Raw genomic sequence first — 18,067 nt, forward strand, 5'->3', positions numbered from 1 at the left:
CTTTTGCGTTGGATGTACTTATTGACTAGCGTCAACTTTGTGCATCCGTGTTGAAGTTGAATTAGCGCTACTATTGAGCGCTTAACTTTAAAGTATAAGCACGGCTAAGTATTGATTAAAGACGACTTCGGTCGTCTTTATTATTTAACGAATAAAATTATCGTGAGTTTTATTCGTTAAATAATAAATGTTGGAACATTCCTATGAATAAAGTTAAATGCCTACTTATTACATTACTGATTATCAGTTTAACCGCTTGCTTTCCGAATAATGACTCAGGCAAAAAAGAAGTTTTATTGCAAGGCCGAACGATGGGGACAACGTATAATATTAAAGTGGTTGCCACTGTTGATGAAGTTGAAAGGTTAAATTTACAAGAGAAGATTGACGCGGCATTAGTGCAAGTGAATCAAGCAATGTCGACCTACATGCCTGATTCTGAAATATCACGTTTTAACAATTCAAGCTCGCTTGAGCCGGTTGAAGTGTCGGAAGGTTTTAGGCGGGTATTGGCTGAGTCGCTTCGCTTGGCTGAGTTAAGTGACGGTAAGTTAGATATTACGGTAGGCCCTTTGGTTAACCTTTGGGGCTTTGGCCCTGAATTACGCCCTGAACAAGCGCCGAGTGAGGCAGCGTTAGCAAAAGAGCGCGCACGGGTTGGCTTTACCAACTTGCATTTAAACGGTAATTTGTTGTCAAAAGATATTGCCAACCTCTATGTGGACTTATCGACTACGGCTAAAGGCTATGGCGTTGATATCGTGGCTGAGTTACTTGAAGCCAATGGTTTTTTTAATTATTTAGTTGAGATTGGCGGAGAAATTCGCTTAAAAGGTTTTAAACACACCGGAGAGTTATGGGCGATAGCCATCGAAAAGCCCATTTATGATACCTTGGGTAATCATAGGGCGGTACAGCAGGTGATTATTCCTAAAGATAATGCTTTGGCGACTTCGGGCGGTTACCGAAATTACTTTGAAGCTGACGGCCAGCGTTTTTCTCATATTATAGACCCGCATACTGGCAAACCAATTGAGCATAATCTCGTGTCAGTGACCGTTATTGCGCCTGCATCAATGACTGCTGATGGCTTATCGACAGCAATGATGGTTATGGGGGCAGAGCAGGGAATGGCCTTTGCTAAAAAGCACGATATTGCGGCTTTGTTTATTTTTAAATCTGAACATGGCTTTGAAGAGCAATTTACGGTAAAATTCAAACAATATTTAAAGTAGTCGTTGGTTGGGTTTTAGCCCAAGTAAGGTAGTAGGTCGGGCTTTAGTCCGACAGTTTTTTCGCCCAACATTTTCCAAATTAATTATAGGCGTGCAATTATTATGATGATTTTTTTTATTACTTTTGGCTTTTTTCTTGCCGTTGGTTTGGCGATGGCTGTGGGTTACCTTGTTCAACATAAAACATTAGCCGGTAGCTGTGGTGGCTTAGCCAGTGTTGGCATTGAGAAAGCATGTAACTGTGATAATCCATGCGAGAAGCGTCAAGAGCGTGATCGCAAAGCAGCACTTGAAGAGAATTTACACAATAGAATCGATGTTGAAAATATTTAGTATTTAGTATTTGCACTTTGCATGTAAAAATAAAAAAGGAGAGTTTTGCTACTCTCCTTTTTTTATTGCCTAAAGCATGCATTAAGGGTTAAAACATTAACAATTAAAGCAAAAGCTGCTAGGGCAAGGTTGATTAACCGGCCTAATATTAGTTAAGAAAGGTATGTATTTTTTTAATGATCCCTTGGCTATCTAACCCCAATTCGTGATGTATTTCTTCTTGGCTACCGTGCTTAACAAAGTGATCAGCAACCCCTATATTTAATAGTTTTATCATGATGCCTTGAGATAAAACATACTCATTAACTGCTGAGCCAGCGCCACCAGCAATTGCATTATCTTCTACGGTAACCAGTGTGCTGTGATCTTTTGCTAATTGGTCAATCATGTTAGTGTCAAGTGGCTTAACAAAGCGCATGTCGATAAGTGTCGCGCCTAGGGCAATAGCGGCTTTGTTTGCTTCAGTTAACATGGTGCCAAAGCTTAAAATAGCTATATCGTTTGCTGGTGCTTTAGTAATGATTCTCGCTTCACCTAGGTTAATTACTTCGTCTATACTTGGCAGAGGTTCTCCTGTGCCACTACCACGCGGGTAACGCACTACAGTGGGAGCGTTTGCTTTATGCCCAGTATTTAACATAAGTTGGCATTCACGTTCATTTGCTGGAGCCATAATAATTAAGTTAGGAATACAGCGTAAATAACTTAAATCAAATAGACCTTGGTGTGTTGCCCCATCAGCGCCAACAACGCCGGCTCTGTCTACGGCAAACATAACAGGTAGATTTTGTATGGCTATATCATGAATGAGTTGATCATAACCGCGCTGTAAAAAGCTAGAATATATGGCCACAACGGGGTGTTGGCCACCTATGGCTAAGCCCGCAGCATAAGTTACGGCGTGCTGCTCGGCGATGGCAACATCGTAGTACTGATCTGGAAAGCGTTGGCTAAATTCAACCATGCCAGAGCCTTCACGCATGGCAGGAGTAATCGCTACCAATTTTTTGTCTACTGTTGCTGTTTTACAGAGCCAATCACCAAAAATTTGTGAGTAAGTAGGTAAAGTCGGTTTAGCTTGCGGCAGTTTCTCTTCACTAGGGTTAAACTTAGGTACTGCATGGTATTTAATCGGGTCTTGCTCTGCTGCTTGATACCCTTTACCTTTTTTGGTGGCAATATGCAGCAATTGCGGGCCTTTTAGGCTGCGCATGTTTTTTATGGTTTCAACTAAGCCATTTACGTCATGGCCATCAATGGGGCCAATGTAGTTAAAGCCAAGTTCTTCAAAAAAAGTACTAGGAACAACCATGCCTTTGAGGTGTTCTTCCGCTCGGCTTGCTAATTCTTTAATAGGGGGAATATTATTGAGTAAGCGCTTACCCCCTTCTCTAATCCCTGTATAAATACTACTGGAGAGCATTTTGGCGAAATGGTTATTTAATGCCCCAACATTTTCTGAAATAGACATTTCATTATCGTTTAATATAATTAGCATGTCTTTTTTGATGTCACCGGCATGATTGAGTGCTTCAAATGCCATGCCTGCGGTCATGGCACCATCACCAATGACCGCGACTGTTTTTCTATTTTTACCTTCTTTTTCAGCGGCAACCGACAAACCTAACGCCGCAGATATTGAGGTACTTGAATGACCAACACTCAAGATATCGTATTCACTTTCTTCACGCCAGGGAAAGGGGTGAAGGCCATTTTTTTGCCTAATGGTATGCAGTTGATCTCGTCGCCCGGTTAAAATTTTATGGGGGTACGCTTGATGTCCTACATCCCAAACTAGGTGGTCAAACGGCGTATTATAGACGTAGTGCAAAGCCACAGTGAGTTCGATAGTGCCTAACCCAGAAGCAAAGTGGCCACTGCTCTTACTGACTGAATTTAACAGAAATTTACGTAACTCATTACTTATTCTAGGTAATTGTTCTTGAGGAAAAACGCGCAAATCATCCGGCGAATTTATTTGAGCAAGTAATGGGTAATCAGCAAGGTTTGTTATCATAGTTGTTCTATAGTTGTTTATATTTTTAACTGGTTAATAGCTACGTTTAATAATGAAGGTAGCAAACTCAGCTAAGGATTGCGTATTGTAAGGCAAACGGGCTAAAGCTTGAAGGGCTTGTTGAAATAAGTTTTCAGCTTTTTCTTGCGCCCCTTGTAAACCTAGCAGTGCAGGGTAGGTACTTTTATTAGCAGCAAGGTCAGAGCCACAAGGTTTGCCTAGTTGATCTTGGGTTGAGGTAATGTCAATAATATCATCCTGTACTTGGTAAGCCAAACCAATGAGTTGCGCGTAAGTTTGTAGGGCTGCTATATCTTGGGGTGTCGTGTCTTGGCTACATTGAGCAACCATTAACAAAGATACTTCAATTAAAGCCCCAGTTTTTAGCGAGTGGAGCTGCTCGAGTTGCGCGAGTGATATTGCGTGATTTGCTGCGGCTAAATCAAGCGCTTGCCCACCACACATACCTTGGTAACCAGCAGCACGAGTGAGTTGCTGAATTAATGTAATTTGTTGTGGTTTTACTTTGGCTGAAAATGGGTGATTAGCAAGAATATCAAAAGCAAGTGTTTGTAAGCTATCACCCGCAAGTATTGCCGTGGCTTCATCAAAGGCTTTATGGCAAGTGGGTTTACCGCGTCTTAAATCATCATTATCCATAGCGGGTAAATCGTCATGGAGTAATGAGTAGGCATGTATACATTCAAGCGCACCTGCTATTGCGTCAACATCATTTAAGTCAACACCTAATGTTTCACCTGTAATATAGGCTAAATAGGGGCGCATTCGCTTACCACCGATTAATAACCCGTATTGCATGGCTTGATGAAGTCTGTCATCGTTGATGGGTAAGTTATTAAGTTTTTGTGCTAAAAAATCATTAATACGCTGTTGATAAATATCGTGATTAGCTAAGTCGGTCATGAAAAGTCACCTGTTGGTAGTTGATTTTCAGTGGGGTCGAAGTCTTCTAGTTGTTGCGTATTGTTTTGCTCGAGCAATATTTTGACTTTTTGCTCTGCTGTTTGTAGTTTGTTTTGGCTTAATTTACTTAAGGTTAAGCCGCGCTCAAACAATGCCATAGACTCTTCTAGGTCTAAATCTCCTTGTTCAAGGCTTTGTACAATTATGTCTAATTCGTTGAGTGACTCTTCAAATGTGAGGTTTTCTAATTTCTTTTTTGCCATCTTAAATTCTCTTTATACTCGCCTTGCTAAATTCTAGGCGCAAACTTACCTTAGCTAAGGTCGATGGTCAATGTAGCACTGATTAATGTCGGCTACTATGATTTTAGTTAAGCGCTTTAAAAAAGCGCTTAAGTAATTGACAATTGGGACGATAACATAAGGGAAATAAAGATATAAATAGATAAGTGATAGCGAATACTTTTATCATAATGTACTATTATTTTATTAGTTTGATGGTTTTGTAGTTTTAGGAGATTTGTGTGGATTTAGCAACCTTAGTAGGCATTCTCGGCGCTATTGGCTTTCTCGTTATGGCAATGGTACTGTCTGGCGACATCATGATGTTTGCTGATACGCAATCAATACTCATTGTTTTTGGTGGTTCACTTTTTGTTGTTTTGTCGAATTATAACTTAGGGCAATTTTTTGGGATTGGAAAAATTATAGTTAAAGCCTTTGTTTTTAAACTAGAAAAACCAGAAGAATTAATTGATAAAGCTGTAGATATGGCGGATGCTGCACGTAAAGGTGGCTTTTTAGCGTTAGAAGAAGCAGAAATCAGTAACGCTTTTATGCAAAAAGGGGTGGATATGCTGGTAGACGGGCATGATGCTGATGTGGTGCGTGCTACCTTGCAAAAAGATATTAACTTAACAACAGATCGCCATGAAAAAGGCGCAGGTATGCTAACAGCTTTAGGTGATGTTGCACCTGCTATGGGCATGATAGGTACTTTGATCGGTTTGGTTGCTATGTTATCAAATATGGATGACCCTAAATCTATTGGGCCTGCAATGGCAGTTGCTTTACTCACTACGCTTTATGGTGCCTTTTTAGCCAATGTTATTGCCATTCCATTGGCCAGTAAATTAAGGCTGCGCATGGAAGAAGAGAAACTCAACCAAGAGTTAGTACTTGATGCTGTGCTGGGCATTCAAGATGGGCAAAACCCACGTGTAATAGAAGGTTTGCTAAAAAGCTACCTTGCTGAAGGTAAACGCCAAACGACGACAGATGAAGACTAACACTAGCTTGATTGGGAGGATATATGTCTGAGCAAAAATGTAAATGTCCACCACCTGGGTTACCTCAATGGATGGGCACTTTTGCTGATCTTATGGCGTTGTTGATGTGCTTTTTTGTTTTGTTATTGTCCTTTTCTGAAATGGATATACTGAAGTTTAAACAAATAGCCGGTTCAATGAAGTTTGCTTTTGGTGTACAAAATAAAATTGAAGTCAAAGATATCCCCAAAGGCACTAGCATTATTGCGCAAGAATTTCGTCCGGGTAAACCTGAACCAACCCCCATTGAGCTTATTCAACAGCAAACCATGGAAATGACCCAGCAAATGCTAGAGTTTCAAGCGGGTGATGAAAGTTCTGCTGGTGGGCGTCAAGAGCAACGTGGTAGTGAGCGCGGTGGCCATTCACAAAGTACAGACGACACATTGTCAGCACAAGCTTTACAAAAAGCACAAGCGCAAATGGAAAAAGCGGCGCAAGAGCAAGTTAATGATTTAGTAAAGAAAATTGCCGAGCAACTTGAGCAGCAAATTGAAGATGGTGCTATTGAGTTAGAATCGTTAGGGCAGCAGGTTATTATTCGTATTCGAGAAAATGGTTCATTCCCCTCTGGCTCTGCTTTTTTGCAGCCACAATTTAAACCCACGATTAGAAAAATTGGTGAGTTACTTAACACCATGCCGGGTGAAATTATGATTTCAGGCAATACAGACAACCAAGGCATTAGCTCAGAGTTGTTTGACTCTAATTGGGATTTATCAAGTAAACGTGCTGTGGCTATCGCCCATGAATTTATTAAAATACCTGGTTTTAATAAAAACAGGTTAGTGGTTGCAGGCCATGCTGATACGCGCCCGCTAGTGCCTAATACTAATCCGTTAAATCGTCGCAGAAATCGCCGAGTTGAAATTGCTATTAATCAAGGTAAAGCCAAAGAAAGCGCGCCCATTCAAGTGATTGAATAAATTTAGCTGGGTCAACAACAACTGAAACTGGCTGCTGCTATTTTAAATAGCAGCAGCCAGTTTTTTTTGCGTATTCAATGCACAGCGAAACTCGCATATTAAGGTGGTTTGGGTATATAATGCGCGCCATTATTCTTATAGTTATTATTTATTAGGCCAACGTCGATGAAATTTATCGTAAAGCTGCAAGCTGAAATCACCATCAAATCTCGTCCGGTTCGTAAACGTTTTACGAAAATATTAGAAACCAATATTAACCGGGTGCTACGCCGTGTTGATGAGCAAGTTACCACGCGGATGAATTGGGATAACGTTGAAGTTAATACTAAAAATAATACGCCTGAAAACCGTGAGCGTTTAGTTGAGGCGCTAAAATGTATTCCTGGGGTGCCTGTATTTTTAGAAGTGCTACAAACAGACTTTGTTGATCTTCATGACATTTACCAAAAAACATTAGCGGTTCATGCTAAAACGATTGAAAATAAAACCTTTTGTGTTCGTGTTAAACGCACTGGGAATCATGACTTTAAATCCATTAAAGTAGAGCAGTACGTGGGAGGGGGCCTAAACCAGGCAGTAGAGAGTGCCAAAGTAAAACTAACCAAACCTGAGGTGACGATTCACTTAGAGATAAAAAATAAAGATTTGTTTATTGTGACTCAGCGCCACCAAGGGCTAGGTGGTTTCCCGATTGCTACGCAAGAAGATGTCTTATCATTAATGTCAGGTGGCTTTGACTCAGGCGTGGCGAGTTACCAAATGATTAAGAAGGGTGCGCGTACGCATTATTGTTTCTTTAATCTTGGTGGCTCAGCCCATGAAGTGGGCGTAAAACAGGTCAGTTATTATTTATGGAATAAGTTTGGTGCATCACATAAAATTAAGTTTTTCGCGGTTGATTTTGAACCCGTGGTTGCTGAAATTTTAGAGAAAGTTGAAAACGGGCAAATGGGGGTCATACTCAAGCGTATGATGATGCGTGCCGCCAGTAAAATTGCTGAAAAAGGTAACATTCAAGCACTGGTTACCGGTGAAAGTTTAGGGCAAGTTTCTAGCCAAACGTTAACCAATTTAAACGTGATTAATCGTGTAACAGAGACGCTTATTCTGCGCCCGTTAGCTGCTTATGATAAACAAGATATTATTGATATTGCTAGAAAAATTGGCACGGAAGACTTTGCTAAAACTATTCCTGAATACTGTGGTGTGATTTCACAAAAACCGACAGTAAAAGCAGTATTATCAAAAATCGAAGAAGAGGAAGCGAACTTTGATTTTACAATTCTTGACAAAGTGGTTAGTGAAACACGGGTGTTTGATATTCGTGATATTGGCTCTGAAACTGAAAAAGAAATTCATGCCGTTGACCTAGTTGAAAACATAGCAGCTAATGCCATTGTGGTAGATATTCGCAGCCCGGAAGAAGAAGAAGAAAAGCCCTTAGACCTAGACGACGTAGAAGTTAAACATATCCCGTTTTATAAGCTGGCGACACAATTTGGCGATTTAGATATGAATAAGGATTATTTACTTTACTGTGATCATGGGGTTATGAGTAAACTACAAGCTTTATACCTCCTTGATAATGGGTACAAGAATGTTAAGGTTTATCGTCCTTAGAGACAGGTGCTAGGAAGGAACTAGGCGCTAGCGTCTAGTTTTGTCACTGCTTGCCATAATTCACTGTTCGTAGGGGTGGCAATGTTATGCTGAATCCCTAAACGATGAATGTAACCATTAATGTAGTCTATTTCACTGGTGCGTTTGGCGAGAATATCACAGCGCATAGACGAGCTGTTTTTAGCGGTTGCCTGCGCTACTTCTTGTACTGTTTGTATCAATTCATCTTGCGCTAACTTTACCCCCTCACAGCTTGCAATGGTGACAACCTCTTCAAGTACCTGCTGCATAATGGCTGAAAATTTTCGAGTGTTTATTTGGCCATTTTCTATATTATGCACCGCAGTTAAAGGGTTAATTACACAGTTTATTGCCAGTTTTATCCATTGTTTTTGTGCGATGTTTTGATGAAAAAACACCTTTGGCAATGCCTTGTTAAGTAATCGGGTAAGTGCTTGTTGCTGCATTACATTAACAGTACCAGACAATAAACCAATATCTGTTGACCCCACACCTGTGTGAGTAACGCTAAAGGGCGCTGTTCGCAAACAGCCATGGGTTGTAAGTAAGGCATAAAAGTTATGTTTATTTACGGTGTTTTCAGGCAATTCAGCTAAGGTTCCCATGCCATTATGAGCCAGTAGTAGGCTACAATGACTTGTTAATTTGTCTGCTATTGTATTAAGCGCTTGTGCTATTTGAAAAGACTTTACACAAAAAATCACAACATCGGCAGCTTCAATATGCTGAGTTTTGGCATAATGAATGTTATGTTGGTGTAACACGCCTGTGTGGTCGGTAAAATGGTATTGGTTAGCAGCAGCTGCTTTACTCGAAGTTAATAAATGGACTTGGTGTTTACTGTTATGAGTAGTGCTAGCTATTAGCTGCAATAGGTGATGGTACCAAAGTAATCCAATGGCTCCTTGGCCAACAATAATAATATTCATCTACTGAGTTACCTCTGATCTAAACCGCACTTTTTTGTACTTTTGCGCGTATATATTTTATAGCGAAAATAGGCCAGTTTAAGCAGTATATATAAACCAATCCCGCCTACATCTGCAAAAAAATCACTGAACTCACCATTGCGAAAGCCTAAATAATATTGGCCTAACTCACTAAGCGCGGCATAAAAACACAATGTAAAGAAAGTTGCTAATAATGAAAGTTTTATCACAGAAGCAACAAACCAAGTTAAAATAAAAAAAGCAATAAAATGGCCGATAGTATCAATTTGTGGTGAGCGAAATACGAGTCTTGTCAGTTGTGCTGGTAACTGCAGTTCACTCGAAAAAAACAAGAGTGTTGCACAACAGACAATAAGAATAAAAAAGCTTAAGTGGTGATAAATTTTCACAGTGTATTAGGTTAAACAAACTAGAAGTTAATATTATCATGCTTGAGGGAATTAAGAATGAAATTTATCAATAATGCTTGCTTGTTTGGCTGTTGTTGCCAGGTATAATAGGCATTATCACTTAGTTAATAGAGAGAAGATTATGCCATCAATGGATATCGTGTCTGAAACAGACCTAGAAGAAGTACGTAATGCTGTCGATAATGCCAACCGTGAATTGACAACGCGCTTTGACTTTCGTGGTGTCGAAGCCAGTTTTGAATGGAAAAAGCCGGTAGTGACGGTAAAAGCAGAAGGGGACTTTCAGTTAAAACAACTATGCGATATGTTGCGTAGTCAACTCACTAAACGCAATGTTGATGCGAAAGCAATGACTATTAGCCAAGCAACGGCAACGGGTAAAAACTGGAGCCAACAAGTGACGTTTAAAGAAGGCATTGAGCAAGACGTTGCGAAAAAAGTGGTTAAGTTGATTAAAGCAGAAAAGTTTAAAGTGCAAGCGGCTATTCAAGGTGAGCAAGTACGAGTAACAGGAAAGAAGCGTGATGATTTACAAGCAGTAATGCGCTTAATTCGTGAAGCTGACTTAGCGCAATCATTTCAGTTTACCAACTTTAAAGACTAGTTTTGAACCTTTGTTTTAAGCTTAGTTGTATTCGTTTTACGTAACGCAATACCAACGTTTAGTTTGATGCAGTGAAGGTCTTTTATAGTAGCAGTCAATAAAAGCAGCCAAGGCCGCTTCAACTGTTTTCCTGGCAGTTATCCGAAGGTCATTTTGTATAAACACCGTTTCAGTCACCATATCTGTGGTGCTGCTACGATATTCATCCAGCTTGATGACTAGTGGGTGCTGCCGCAGCTTTCACCTTCGCTGTGGATATGACCATGAGCAAGCTCTTCTTCGGTTGCTGCACGAACTTCTAACACTTCTACTTCAAAATTTAAATCAATGCCGGCTAATGGGTGGTTACCATCAACAGTTACTGCGTCATCAGCTACATCAATAACAATAACGGTTTGCTCACCTTCATCGGTACTAGCACGTAGTTGAGTACCCACGGTTAAGTCTTCAACGCCTTGTAGTAATTCTTTGGGAACGGTTTGCACGTAATCGTCATGGCGTTGACCATAAGCTTGGTCAGCACTTACTGCTACTTCGAATTTGTCACCTGCTTGGTGATCAATTAATGCATTTTCAAGGCCTTCAATTAAATAGCCAGACCCTTGAATAATAGACATAGGTTTATCATCATAAGAGCTATCGATTAATGTGCCTTCGCTATCTGATACCGCGTAGTGCATTACCACTACTGAATTTTGGGTAATTTTCATATATCTCTCTCTGTTGTTAAAAGTGAACATAATAATTCACTCAAGTAAAAAAATTCTGTGAAACCATTTTGTATAAAGACGTATTCGTTCGTCTTTATTCAGTGACTAAGGAATATGGTAGTGCCTCAATTGTCACGGTAGAGTCGGGCTGTGATTTTATTCTTAATTCAAATGAGCTGTCTACCTCGCTGCCTAATACGGCTTGCAGGTAACATGTACCGTCATCAGCTTGGTAAGTCGATAAAATATCACCTGCTTTGCGCCAGTTTTCACCTAATTTACGCTCAAGAACATCATCGCTTTGTATGGGTTGCTTTAATAAGGCGGTTAACGAAAATAAAGCTTTTTTGTTTTTACCTAAATACTGCATACGCGCGACAGTTTCTTGTCCTAAATAACAGCCTTTAGTAAAGCTAATGCCATTAACTGCTTGTAAGTTAAGCATTTGTGGTACGTACACAGCACTACTTTCATTAGAAATTTGCACAAACCCTTCGCTTATTTCCAGTAAGTCCCAAACAGCATTAGGGTATAGGGGTAAATGACTATTTTCAATCACACTGTCTAAGTTAGCTTGGGTGTCAATTAATAGGTAGCGTGCTTGTTTTCCCGCAATATATACAATGGTGGTTGAACCTGACTGCACCACAGGGGTTAAACTGTCAGGAATGCTAGAAAAATGGTGCTTGAGCAGGCTAACGGCATTATCTCCCACTAGCGCTAAAAAGGCTAAGTCATCCGTTGTTGATATCGCTACTTTGGCAAACACACCAAATTTTTTTAACTCCACCAGTGACGACTCAATACTTGCTTTAGGTTGCACCAATAAGTGAGCTGCATTTCTGTTTAACAAACGAAAAACACTAAATACTTTACCTTTGGCATTACAATGTGCGCCTGTATGTAAAGTGTGCTCGGTGCTTGTTGCAACATCACAAGTCACTTGACCTTGTAGGTATTTAGTTTGTTCATCGCCATACAATGAAATAGCACTATAATGGCTTAAGGAAACTAAATAAGTACTGGGTAACTGTGCTAGGGTGGGAAGTTTTTCTTCAAAATTTAATGACATAAAGGAAGCCTATACAGTGATAAATATCAGATAATAGCGGGGTGAATAGAAGATAGGTATGGGTGATCTGATGATAAATCAAGTAAAGTTGCAAAAAAGAGATAATAATTGGCGAAAAAATTAATATTATTGCTACAATGTACTTAAATGTTCGAATAAAAGCGATTTTCTCTTAGTTAAACTTTTTAGGTTACTTCATTATGCCAACAGCAGTAAATTCTTTAGCAACCCCTACAATCCCCAAAGTGAATAAAGCGCGACTAAGGTGGGCTTGTCGACGTGGAATGCTAGAGTTAGATATTTTATTTATTCCCTTTGTTGATAACGTTTATGATGGCTTAACAACCAAACAACAACAAGTTTTTGAGCGCTTACTCACTGAACAAGATCCTGAACTGTTTGCTTGGTTTATGGGGCATAAAACCTGTGAAGACACCGAACTTAACACCATGGTGCAATTTATTCTCAATCGAGTTAAAGTATAATATAAGCGTTAAAAAATCTCGTTATAAAAAACTTTTATCTGCGGGAGGCTTGGTTTTTATACTGTTATTGCCTTTACTGTTTTTTACTTATGCTTATCACTTAGCATTAGCTATAGTGGTATTTAGCTTTATTTTGCTCCTCTTTGGTCTGTCATACAAAGAGGGTAACTCTGCTACGATAACAAAGTTTGAGCTTAGCCAGCAAGGGGTATGTACTTTTGCAGGCGAGCACTATTATCAACTACATCCCAATAGTCGGTTTAGTTTTTTAGGTTGTTGGTTGGTTTTACAGCCTATGACAGCGGTTAACACTATGCTTGCTGTTAATGTCGCTGATCAGCATTTATTTGATCAACGACACAAGCGCGGTAAGTACGGTCAAAACAACAGCTGTCTAAACACAGGCAAAAACCTGTTTATCTATAGAGATAGTTTAAGCGATCAGGACTTCTCTCGGTTAACTAAGGTTATTACTCAATTGAGTCATCAACCTTAGGTACTAAGCTTTTGTCAGATGTTAATTTTGCCACCAGTATAGTGGGTTTTGCTTCTGCTAAGGTGTCGGGATAATCTAAGGTGTAATGTAACCCTCTACTTTCCTTTCGTTTTAAAGCACAGTGAATGATTAATTCCGCTACTTGTACTAAGTTTCTTAGCTCGAGTAAGTTATTACTCACCCTAAAGTTTCGATAATATTCTTGAATTTCTCGCTGTAATAACTCTACGCGGTGTAGTGCGCGCTCAAGCCTTTTCGTTGTTCTAACAATGCCAACATAGTCCCACATAAATAGTCGTAGTTCGTGCCAGTTATGTTGAATTACGACTTCTTCATCAGAATTTGTTACCCGGCTTTCATCCCAAGGAGGTAACTTAATAAAACAGTTGTCGTGAGTTAATGATTCGCTAATTTCGAGTGCCGCAGCGCGTGCATACACTAAACATTCCAGTAAGGAGTTACTTGCTAAGCGGTTGGCACCATGTAGCCCAGTGTAGGACATTTCGCCAATGGCATAGAGTTGGTGAACATCTGTTCTGCCGTGTTGGTCAATCATAACCCCCCCACAAGTATAATGGGCGGCAGGGACAATAGGCATAGGCTGTTTGGTTATATCAATACCTAAATCTTTGGTGCGTTGATATATAGTTGGGAAATGCTGTTTAATAAAACTACTAGATTTATGGCTTATATCAAGGTACATGCAATCAACGCCAAGACGCTTCATTTCATAGTCTATAGCGCGGGCAACAATATCACGGGGGGCTAATTCAGCACGCTCATCAAAGGCGGGCATAAACCGGCTGCCATCAGGTCGTCTTAATTTCGCGCCTTCACCTCGTAGAGCTTCAGTTAAGAGAAAAGTACCAGCGTCAGGGTGAAATAAACACGTAGGGTGGAACTGATTAAACTCCATGTTTGCGACACGGCAACCTGCGCGCCAAGCCATTGCAATACCATCACCACTGGCTACGTCAGGGTTAGAGGTGTATTGATAAACCTTGCTTGCACCACCCGTGGCTAAAATGGTTTTTTGGGCGTAAATGCTTTCTACTTTTTCAGTGTTTCTATTCCATATATATGCGCCAATACATTGTTTTTCGCTTTTATTTTCAGCGCTAGCTGTTCTTGGCTCGCAAATAAGGTCAATGGCGTTGTAGCGTTCAAATACACGGATGCGAGAGTGTTGTTTAACACGTTGGGCTAACGTGGTTTGTATTACTTTCCCTGTTGCATCTGCTGAATGCAAAATGCGTCGATGGCTGTGGCCGCCTTCACGTGTTAAGTGGTATTTTGTCTCGCCACCTTGTTCGTCATCTTCTTTATCAAAATCAACACCTTGTTGAATAAGCCAGTCAAGGCAAGCTTTAGCGTTTTCAGCGGTATATTGCACTGCCTTTTCATCGCACAAACCCGCACCTGAAATTAGGGTGTCAGAAACATGCGCTTGAATGCTGTCATTTTCATCAAAAACAGCGGCCACCCCACCTTGGGCATAATAAGTTGAGCCTTCATTGAGTTGGCTTTTACTTAAAATTACAACATCGGCATTTTTGGCTAAGTGTAAGGCAAGTGTTAAACCAGCAGCACCGCTACCAATAATTAAAACATCACAGTTGTTTTGTAGATTCATATATACGAATTTTAAGTAAAATCAGTTATTATAGTACAATATTAACGTTTATTAGCGTTTGATAACAGTGTTAACCAGTATGAATTACCAGTAATTTATAAAAAACTAATGATAAAGTTAAAATAAATAGAACTTTTTAAATAAAGTGCAGTCTTAATTAATGCGTTTGTTATGAGCCAAATGTGTAAAGTGATTTTTTACTCTAAATTATAAAGAGTATACTTAGGAGAAATGGCTCAAATGAGCGAACAGAACGTCGATCAATTATTGGTTGAACGGGTGCAGCAAGGTGATAAAAACGCCTTCAACCTATTAGTAACGAAATACCAACATAAAGTGTCTAATTTAGTATCACGTTATGTGAGTAATTACAGCGATGTACCCGATATAGTACAAGAAGCTTTTATTAAGGCTTACCGTGCCTTGCCTAATTTTAGAGGCGAGAGTGCTTTTTATACTTGGTTATATCGAATTGCTGTTAATTGTGCAAAAAACCACAGTGTTGCTTTAAAACGTAAGCCACCAAGTAATGACGTTGAGGTTGAAGATGCTGAATTTTACGACGGTGGGCAAGCGTTAAGAGAAAATGCTACACCTGAAAAAGTACTGCTTACGCAAGAAATTAAAAAAGTTATTTTTGACACTATAGCGCAATTACCTGATGATTTAAGAGTAGCGATAAATTTTCGAGAAATTGAAGGGTTAAGTTACGAAGAAATAGCGACAATTATGGAGTGTCCTGTTGGGACAGTACGTTCAAGGATTTTTAGAGCACGTGATGTGATAGATAAAAAAATTACGCCACTGTTAAAAAGTGAGTAATATTAGTTATATTCGTTATAGCGATTAGTTAAACGAAAGTTTATCAATTTTTAGCACCAACAAGGTGCGAATTAAAAGGTAAAAGTATGAGTGAAAGTAAGTTTGAGACAGTATCATCGATAGTTGATAATTACCGCGTTTCTGAGCAAGAAGCAGAGCAAATTATTGATGAAGTCCTCAAGGATGACCACTTAGCAAATACATGGCATAACTATCATTTAATTGGTGATGTAATGCGCAATGAAACCCCAACTGCATTACAACTTGATTTATCCACACAAATTGCCGCCGCGATTACTGAAGAGCCAACTGTGTTAGCACCAAAAGTTAGCACCAACAAAAGCGCTACTGGGTTTAAGGCAAAAGTTATTCAATTTATAAAGCCTGCTGGCCAATTAGCAATTGCAGCCTCAGCAGCAGGGCTGATGATTATTGGTGTACAGCAGAATACTGCCGATACCGATGAGATCATAATGCCAAGCCAAATAGTGCAAACCAAACCTTTAGGTGGGTTTGCTAATCCTGTTAGCTTCAATTACCCACAAAACACTAAACTACAGCAAAAAGCGGCTCTTGAACAAAGAATTGAACAGCAAAGACGCTTTCAAGCATTATTGTCAGACCACGAGCAACAAGTTAAGTTGAGTGCTGTGATACAAGATAACAGTGAGAACTCAGCGGCAGAACGTAAAACAGAGTTAGAAACATCTAATTAACGCGCCATTTGTCTTATATTATTTGTTATATCGTGATAGCGCTGAATAGTTAGCACCAGGCTACATACTTAGCGCAACATAATAGCCTTATAAAAAGTGAATAACTTAAGTATAATGAGTTATTCACTTTTTTTTCCTTTATGTCGAGAAAATATGAAACTACTAACCTCATTCTCTTTTGCTTGTGTTTTGATTTGTATGGCCAGTTTGTTGGCTAGCTTTTCAGTTAAGTCTGCGGATACAGAGCAAGCAAAAATGCTGCTAGAGCGCTTGTCTCAATCTTTACGTGAGGTTAATTTTAATACCTCGTTTGTAGTAGTTAAGAATAACCAAGCTGAGCCCTATCACTGGATGCACGGCATTGTCACTAAAGTTGACAATACCGTTGCACAACATTTAGCGGAAGAAAACTCATCCACGGACGATAGTGTTGAAAACAGCGCAAAGGCAGAAACCCCCACAACGGAAAACTCGGCGATAGCAAGTGAAGTGGTTGAAAGTGACACGATAGAACTGGAAATATTAGCACTACTAAATGGTCCGCGTCGTGATATTTTACGTATTGATAATACGGTCAGCTATATTGAGCCAGAATATGCACCTTACTCTATAAAAGCAACACACATTAGTGGGCCAATCCCTACTGTTTTTAGCCAAGATATTAGTGTGTTGGAAAAAAACTATCATTTAGTTGTTGTCGGTAAAAATCGGGTGTTAGGCCGGGCAGCACAGTTAGTTCGTATTGTACCTAAAGATATCCATCGTTTTGGATACTGGCTTTGGTTAGATCAAGACAGTGGTTTATTACTTAAATTAGCCGTTATCACACGTAAAGGTAATTTACTCGAGCAAATTCAGTTTACCCACCTAGATATTACCGATACTGTGTCTGATAACTTGCACCATTTGCAGGTGGCAGAGTTACCCAGTGTGATTGACGTGTCAGCGCAACAAGCAGAAACTGAGTTAGCCTGGCAAGTAAATTGGTTGCCAGAGGGTTTTGAACCGGTAAAGTCTGATAGACATCGAATTAATCACAGCAAGCAACCGGTTGAATTTATGCTATTTAATGATGGGTTAATAGATATCTCTGTTTATGTTAACCCCAGCCAAGAAAAAAACAGAGCGGTGGAGTTTGCCAATGATGGCGCAACACTCGTATTGAGCAAAATTATCAATAATGTTGAGGTAAGCGTGGTTGGGAAAATCCCCTTAGAAACAGCGAAAGAAATTGTGAGTTCTGTCAGCTTTAACCCTAAATTAGTTGCGCCCTAATGGAAGAGTTAGCAACAGTAACTGCTATTAGTAATGACAACATTACTGTAGAAAGTCAAATTAAATCTACCTGCAATAGTTGTGCACAAGTCGACAGCTGTGCTAATGGGCAAGTGGCGAAAGCCATTCCGCAGAAAAGACTTTCTGTTCGCTTGAACAAGCCAGCCGCACTGAAAAAACAAGAGGTAGCAATTGGTGACAGTGTTGTGCTGACAGTGCCTGAAAGCAATGTGTTGCACAGTGCTTGGCAAGTGTATTTACTGCCGGTTTTTGGGCTGTTTGTTTTTTCCGCTTTGGGTCAATGGTTAATACAAACAGATAGACTAGCGCATGAGTTAATGGCGGTCTTGCTTGGCATCTTTGGTGGTTATTTAGGTTATCGCCTAGCCAAATATTTACAAAATAAGCCAAATCAGTCGAAAAAATTGCAGCCTAAAATTTTGCGAATTTTACCTAAACCCTTGGATGTTGATAATATCAGCACTAATTAA

Annotated in this window: 20 protein-coding genes; 12 read left to right on the forward strand and 8 right to left on the reverse strand. The window is 39.8% G+C overall.

Going from position 1 to position 18,067, the window contains the following annotated elements; all coding sequences use genetic code 11:
• Positions 1-203: 203 nt before the first annotated feature.
• Positions 204-1,235, forward strand: a complete 1,032-nt coding sequence (locus AC0UA9_RS09625; RefSeq protein ID WP_475659551.1) for an FAD:protein FMN transferase — start codon at positions 204-206, stop codon at positions 1,233-1,235.
• A 102-nt stretch (positions 1,236-1,337) separates the two neighbouring features.
• Positions 1,338-1,568 carry a (Na+)-NQR maturation NqrM gene (gene nqrM / locus AC0UA9_RS09630; RefSeq protein ID WP_475659552.1) on the forward strand — a complete coding sequence of 77 codons (231 nt, stop codon included), beginning with the start codon at positions 1,338-1,340 and terminating at the stop codon, positions 1,566-1,568.
• A 148-nt stretch (positions 1,569-1,716) separates the two neighbouring features.
• Here nqrM and dxs read toward each other — a convergent pair whose 3' ends face one another.
• The 3 genes from dxs to AC0UA9_RS09645 are packed head-to-tail and all read right to left on the reverse strand — an operon-like array spanning position 1,717 to position 4,772.
• Positions 1,717-3,585 (reverse strand): 1-deoxy-D-xylulose-5-phosphate synthase, encoded by a 1,869-nt coding sequence (gene dxs / locus AC0UA9_RS09635; protein WP_475659553.1) that lies wholly within the window; start codon positions 3,583-3,585, stop codon positions 1,717-1,719.
• A gap of 33 nt (positions 3,586-3,618) precedes the next feature.
• Positions 3,619-4,509: a (2E,6E)-farnesyl diphosphate synthase gene (gene ispA / locus AC0UA9_RS09640; RefSeq protein WP_475659554.1), complete on the reverse strand. Its 891-nt coding sequence runs from the start codon at positions 4,507-4,509 to the stop codon at positions 3,619-3,621.
• The gene (locus tag AC0UA9_RS09645) at positions 4,506-4,772 is read right to left on the reverse strand and encodes an exodeoxyribonuclease VII small subunit (protein WP_475659556.1); all 267 of its coding nucleotides are present in this window, start codon (positions 4,770-4,772) and stop codon (positions 4,506-4,508) included. The genes ispA and AC0UA9_RS09645 overlap by 4 nt, the downstream gene beginning before the upstream one ends.
• A 260-nt stretch (positions 4,773-5,032) precedes the next feature.
• Between AC0UA9_RS09645 and pomA the strand changes: the two genes are divergently transcribed.
• From pomA to thiI, 3 genes are all read left to right on the forward strand, one after another.
• On the forward strand, positions 5,033-5,797 hold the full coding sequence (gene pomA, locus AC0UA9_RS09650) for a flagellar motor protein PomA (RefSeq protein WP_475659558.1): 765 nt from the start codon (positions 5,033-5,035) through the stop codon (positions 5,795-5,797).
• 23 nt (positions 5,798-5,820) lie between these two features.
• Entirely contained in the window at positions 5,821-6,762 is a 942-nt protein-coding gene (locus tag AC0UA9_RS09655; protein ID WP_475659559.1) for a flagellar motor protein MotB, read from the forward strand.
• A gap of 165 nt (positions 6,763-6,927) precedes the next feature.
• Complete coding sequence (thiI, locus tag AC0UA9_RS09660) at positions 6,928-8,382, forward strand: tRNA uracil 4-sulfurtransferase ThiI (RefSeq protein ID WP_475659560.1); 1,455 nt, start codon at positions 6,928-6,930, stop codon at positions 8,380-8,382.
• Positions 8,383-8,402: 20 nt separating this feature from the next.
• Here the strand turns inward: thiI and AC0UA9_RS09665 are convergent, their stop codons facing one another.
• Entirely contained in the window at positions 8,403-9,332 is a 930-nt protein-coding gene (locus AC0UA9_RS09665) for a ketopantoate reductase family protein (protein ID WP_475659561.1), read from the reverse strand.
• Positions 9,333-9,340: 8 nt separating this feature from the next.
• Positions 9,341-9,742: a VanZ family protein gene (locus AC0UA9_RS09670; protein ID WP_475659562.1), complete on the reverse strand. Its 402-nt coding sequence runs from the start codon at positions 9,740-9,742 to the stop codon at positions 9,341-9,343.
• A gap of 142 nt (positions 9,743-9,884) precedes the next feature.
• Between AC0UA9_RS09670 and AC0UA9_RS09675 the strand changes: the two genes are divergently transcribed.
• The gene (locus AC0UA9_RS09675) at positions 9,885-10,367 is read left to right on the forward strand and encodes a YajQ family cyclic di-GMP-binding protein (protein WP_475659563.1); all 483 of its coding nucleotides are present in this window, start codon (positions 9,885-9,887) and stop codon (positions 10,365-10,367) included.
• A gap of 218 nt (positions 10,368-10,585) precedes the next feature.
• Here the strand turns inward: AC0UA9_RS09675 and AC0UA9_RS09680 are convergent, their stop codons facing one another.
• Positions 10,586-11,077 (reverse strand): FKBP-type peptidyl-prolyl cis-trans isomerase, encoded by a 492-nt coding sequence (locus AC0UA9_RS09680; protein ID WP_475659564.1) that lies wholly within the window; start codon positions 11,075-11,077, stop codon positions 10,586-10,588.
• Positions 11,078-11,171: 94 nt separating this feature from the next.
• Complete coding sequence (gene ygfZ / locus AC0UA9_RS09685) at positions 11,172-12,149, reverse strand: tRNA-modifying protein YgfZ (RefSeq protein ID WP_475659565.1); 978 nt, start codon at positions 12,147-12,149, stop codon at positions 11,172-11,174.
• Positions 12,150-12,349: 200 nt separating this feature from the next.
• Between ygfZ and AC0UA9_RS09690 the strand changes: the two genes are divergently transcribed.
• Together AC0UA9_RS09690 and AC0UA9_RS09695 are read left to right on the forward strand one after the other, a co-directional pair.
• Positions 12,350-12,634: an FAD assembly factor SdhE gene (locus AC0UA9_RS09690; protein WP_475659567.1), complete on the forward strand. Its 285-nt coding sequence runs from the start codon at positions 12,350-12,352 to the stop codon at positions 12,632-12,634.
• A gap of 49 nt (positions 12,635-12,683) precedes the next feature.
• Positions 12,684-13,130, forward strand: coding sequence for a hypothetical protein (locus tag AC0UA9_RS09695; RefSeq protein ID WP_475659568.1), 447 nt, complete (start codon positions 12,684-12,686; stop codon positions 13,128-13,130).
• On the opposite strand, the gene nadB is transcribed toward AC0UA9_RS09695, so the two are convergent.
• On the reverse strand, positions 13,105-14,763 hold the full coding sequence (nadB, locus tag AC0UA9_RS09700; protein ID WP_475659569.1) for an L-aspartate oxidase: 1,659 nt from the start codon (positions 14,761-14,763) through the stop codon (positions 13,105-13,107). The two genes, AC0UA9_RS09695 and nadB, sit on opposite strands and share 26 nt — an antisense overlap.
• Positions 14,764-15,003: 240 nt before the next feature.
• On the opposite strand from nadB, the gene rpoE reads away from it, so the two are divergent.
• The 4 genes from rpoE to AC0UA9_RS09720 all read left to right on the forward strand — a co-directional run bounded on the left by rpoE (position 15,004) and on the right by AC0UA9_RS09720 (position 18,067).
• Positions 15,004-15,585 carry an RNA polymerase sigma factor RpoE gene (gene rpoE, locus AC0UA9_RS09705; protein ID WP_475659570.1) on the forward strand — a complete coding sequence of 194 codons (582 nt, stop codon included), beginning with the start codon at positions 15,004-15,006 and terminating at the stop codon, positions 15,583-15,585.
• An 86-nt stretch (positions 15,586-15,671) separates the two neighbouring features.
• Positions 15,672-16,301 carry a sigma-E factor negative regulatory protein gene (locus AC0UA9_RS09710; RefSeq protein ID WP_475659572.1) on the forward strand — a complete coding sequence of 210 codons (630 nt, stop codon included), beginning with the start codon at positions 15,672-15,674 and terminating at the stop codon, positions 16,299-16,301.
• 153 nt (positions 16,302-16,454) lie between these two features.
• A complete protein-coding gene (locus tag AC0UA9_RS09715) occupies positions 16,455-17,576 on the forward strand; it encodes a MucB/RseB C-terminal domain-containing protein (RefSeq protein WP_475659573.1) in 1,122 nt (373 codons plus the stop codon).
• Positions 17,576-18,067, forward strand: coding sequence for a SoxR reducing system RseC family protein (locus tag AC0UA9_RS09720; protein ID WP_475659574.1), 492 nt, complete (start codon positions 17,576-17,578; stop codon positions 18,065-18,067). Before AC0UA9_RS09715 ends, AC0UA9_RS09720 begins: the two co-directional genes overlap by 1 nt.

This window comes from Colwellia sp. F1 (genome assembly GCF_056238625.1).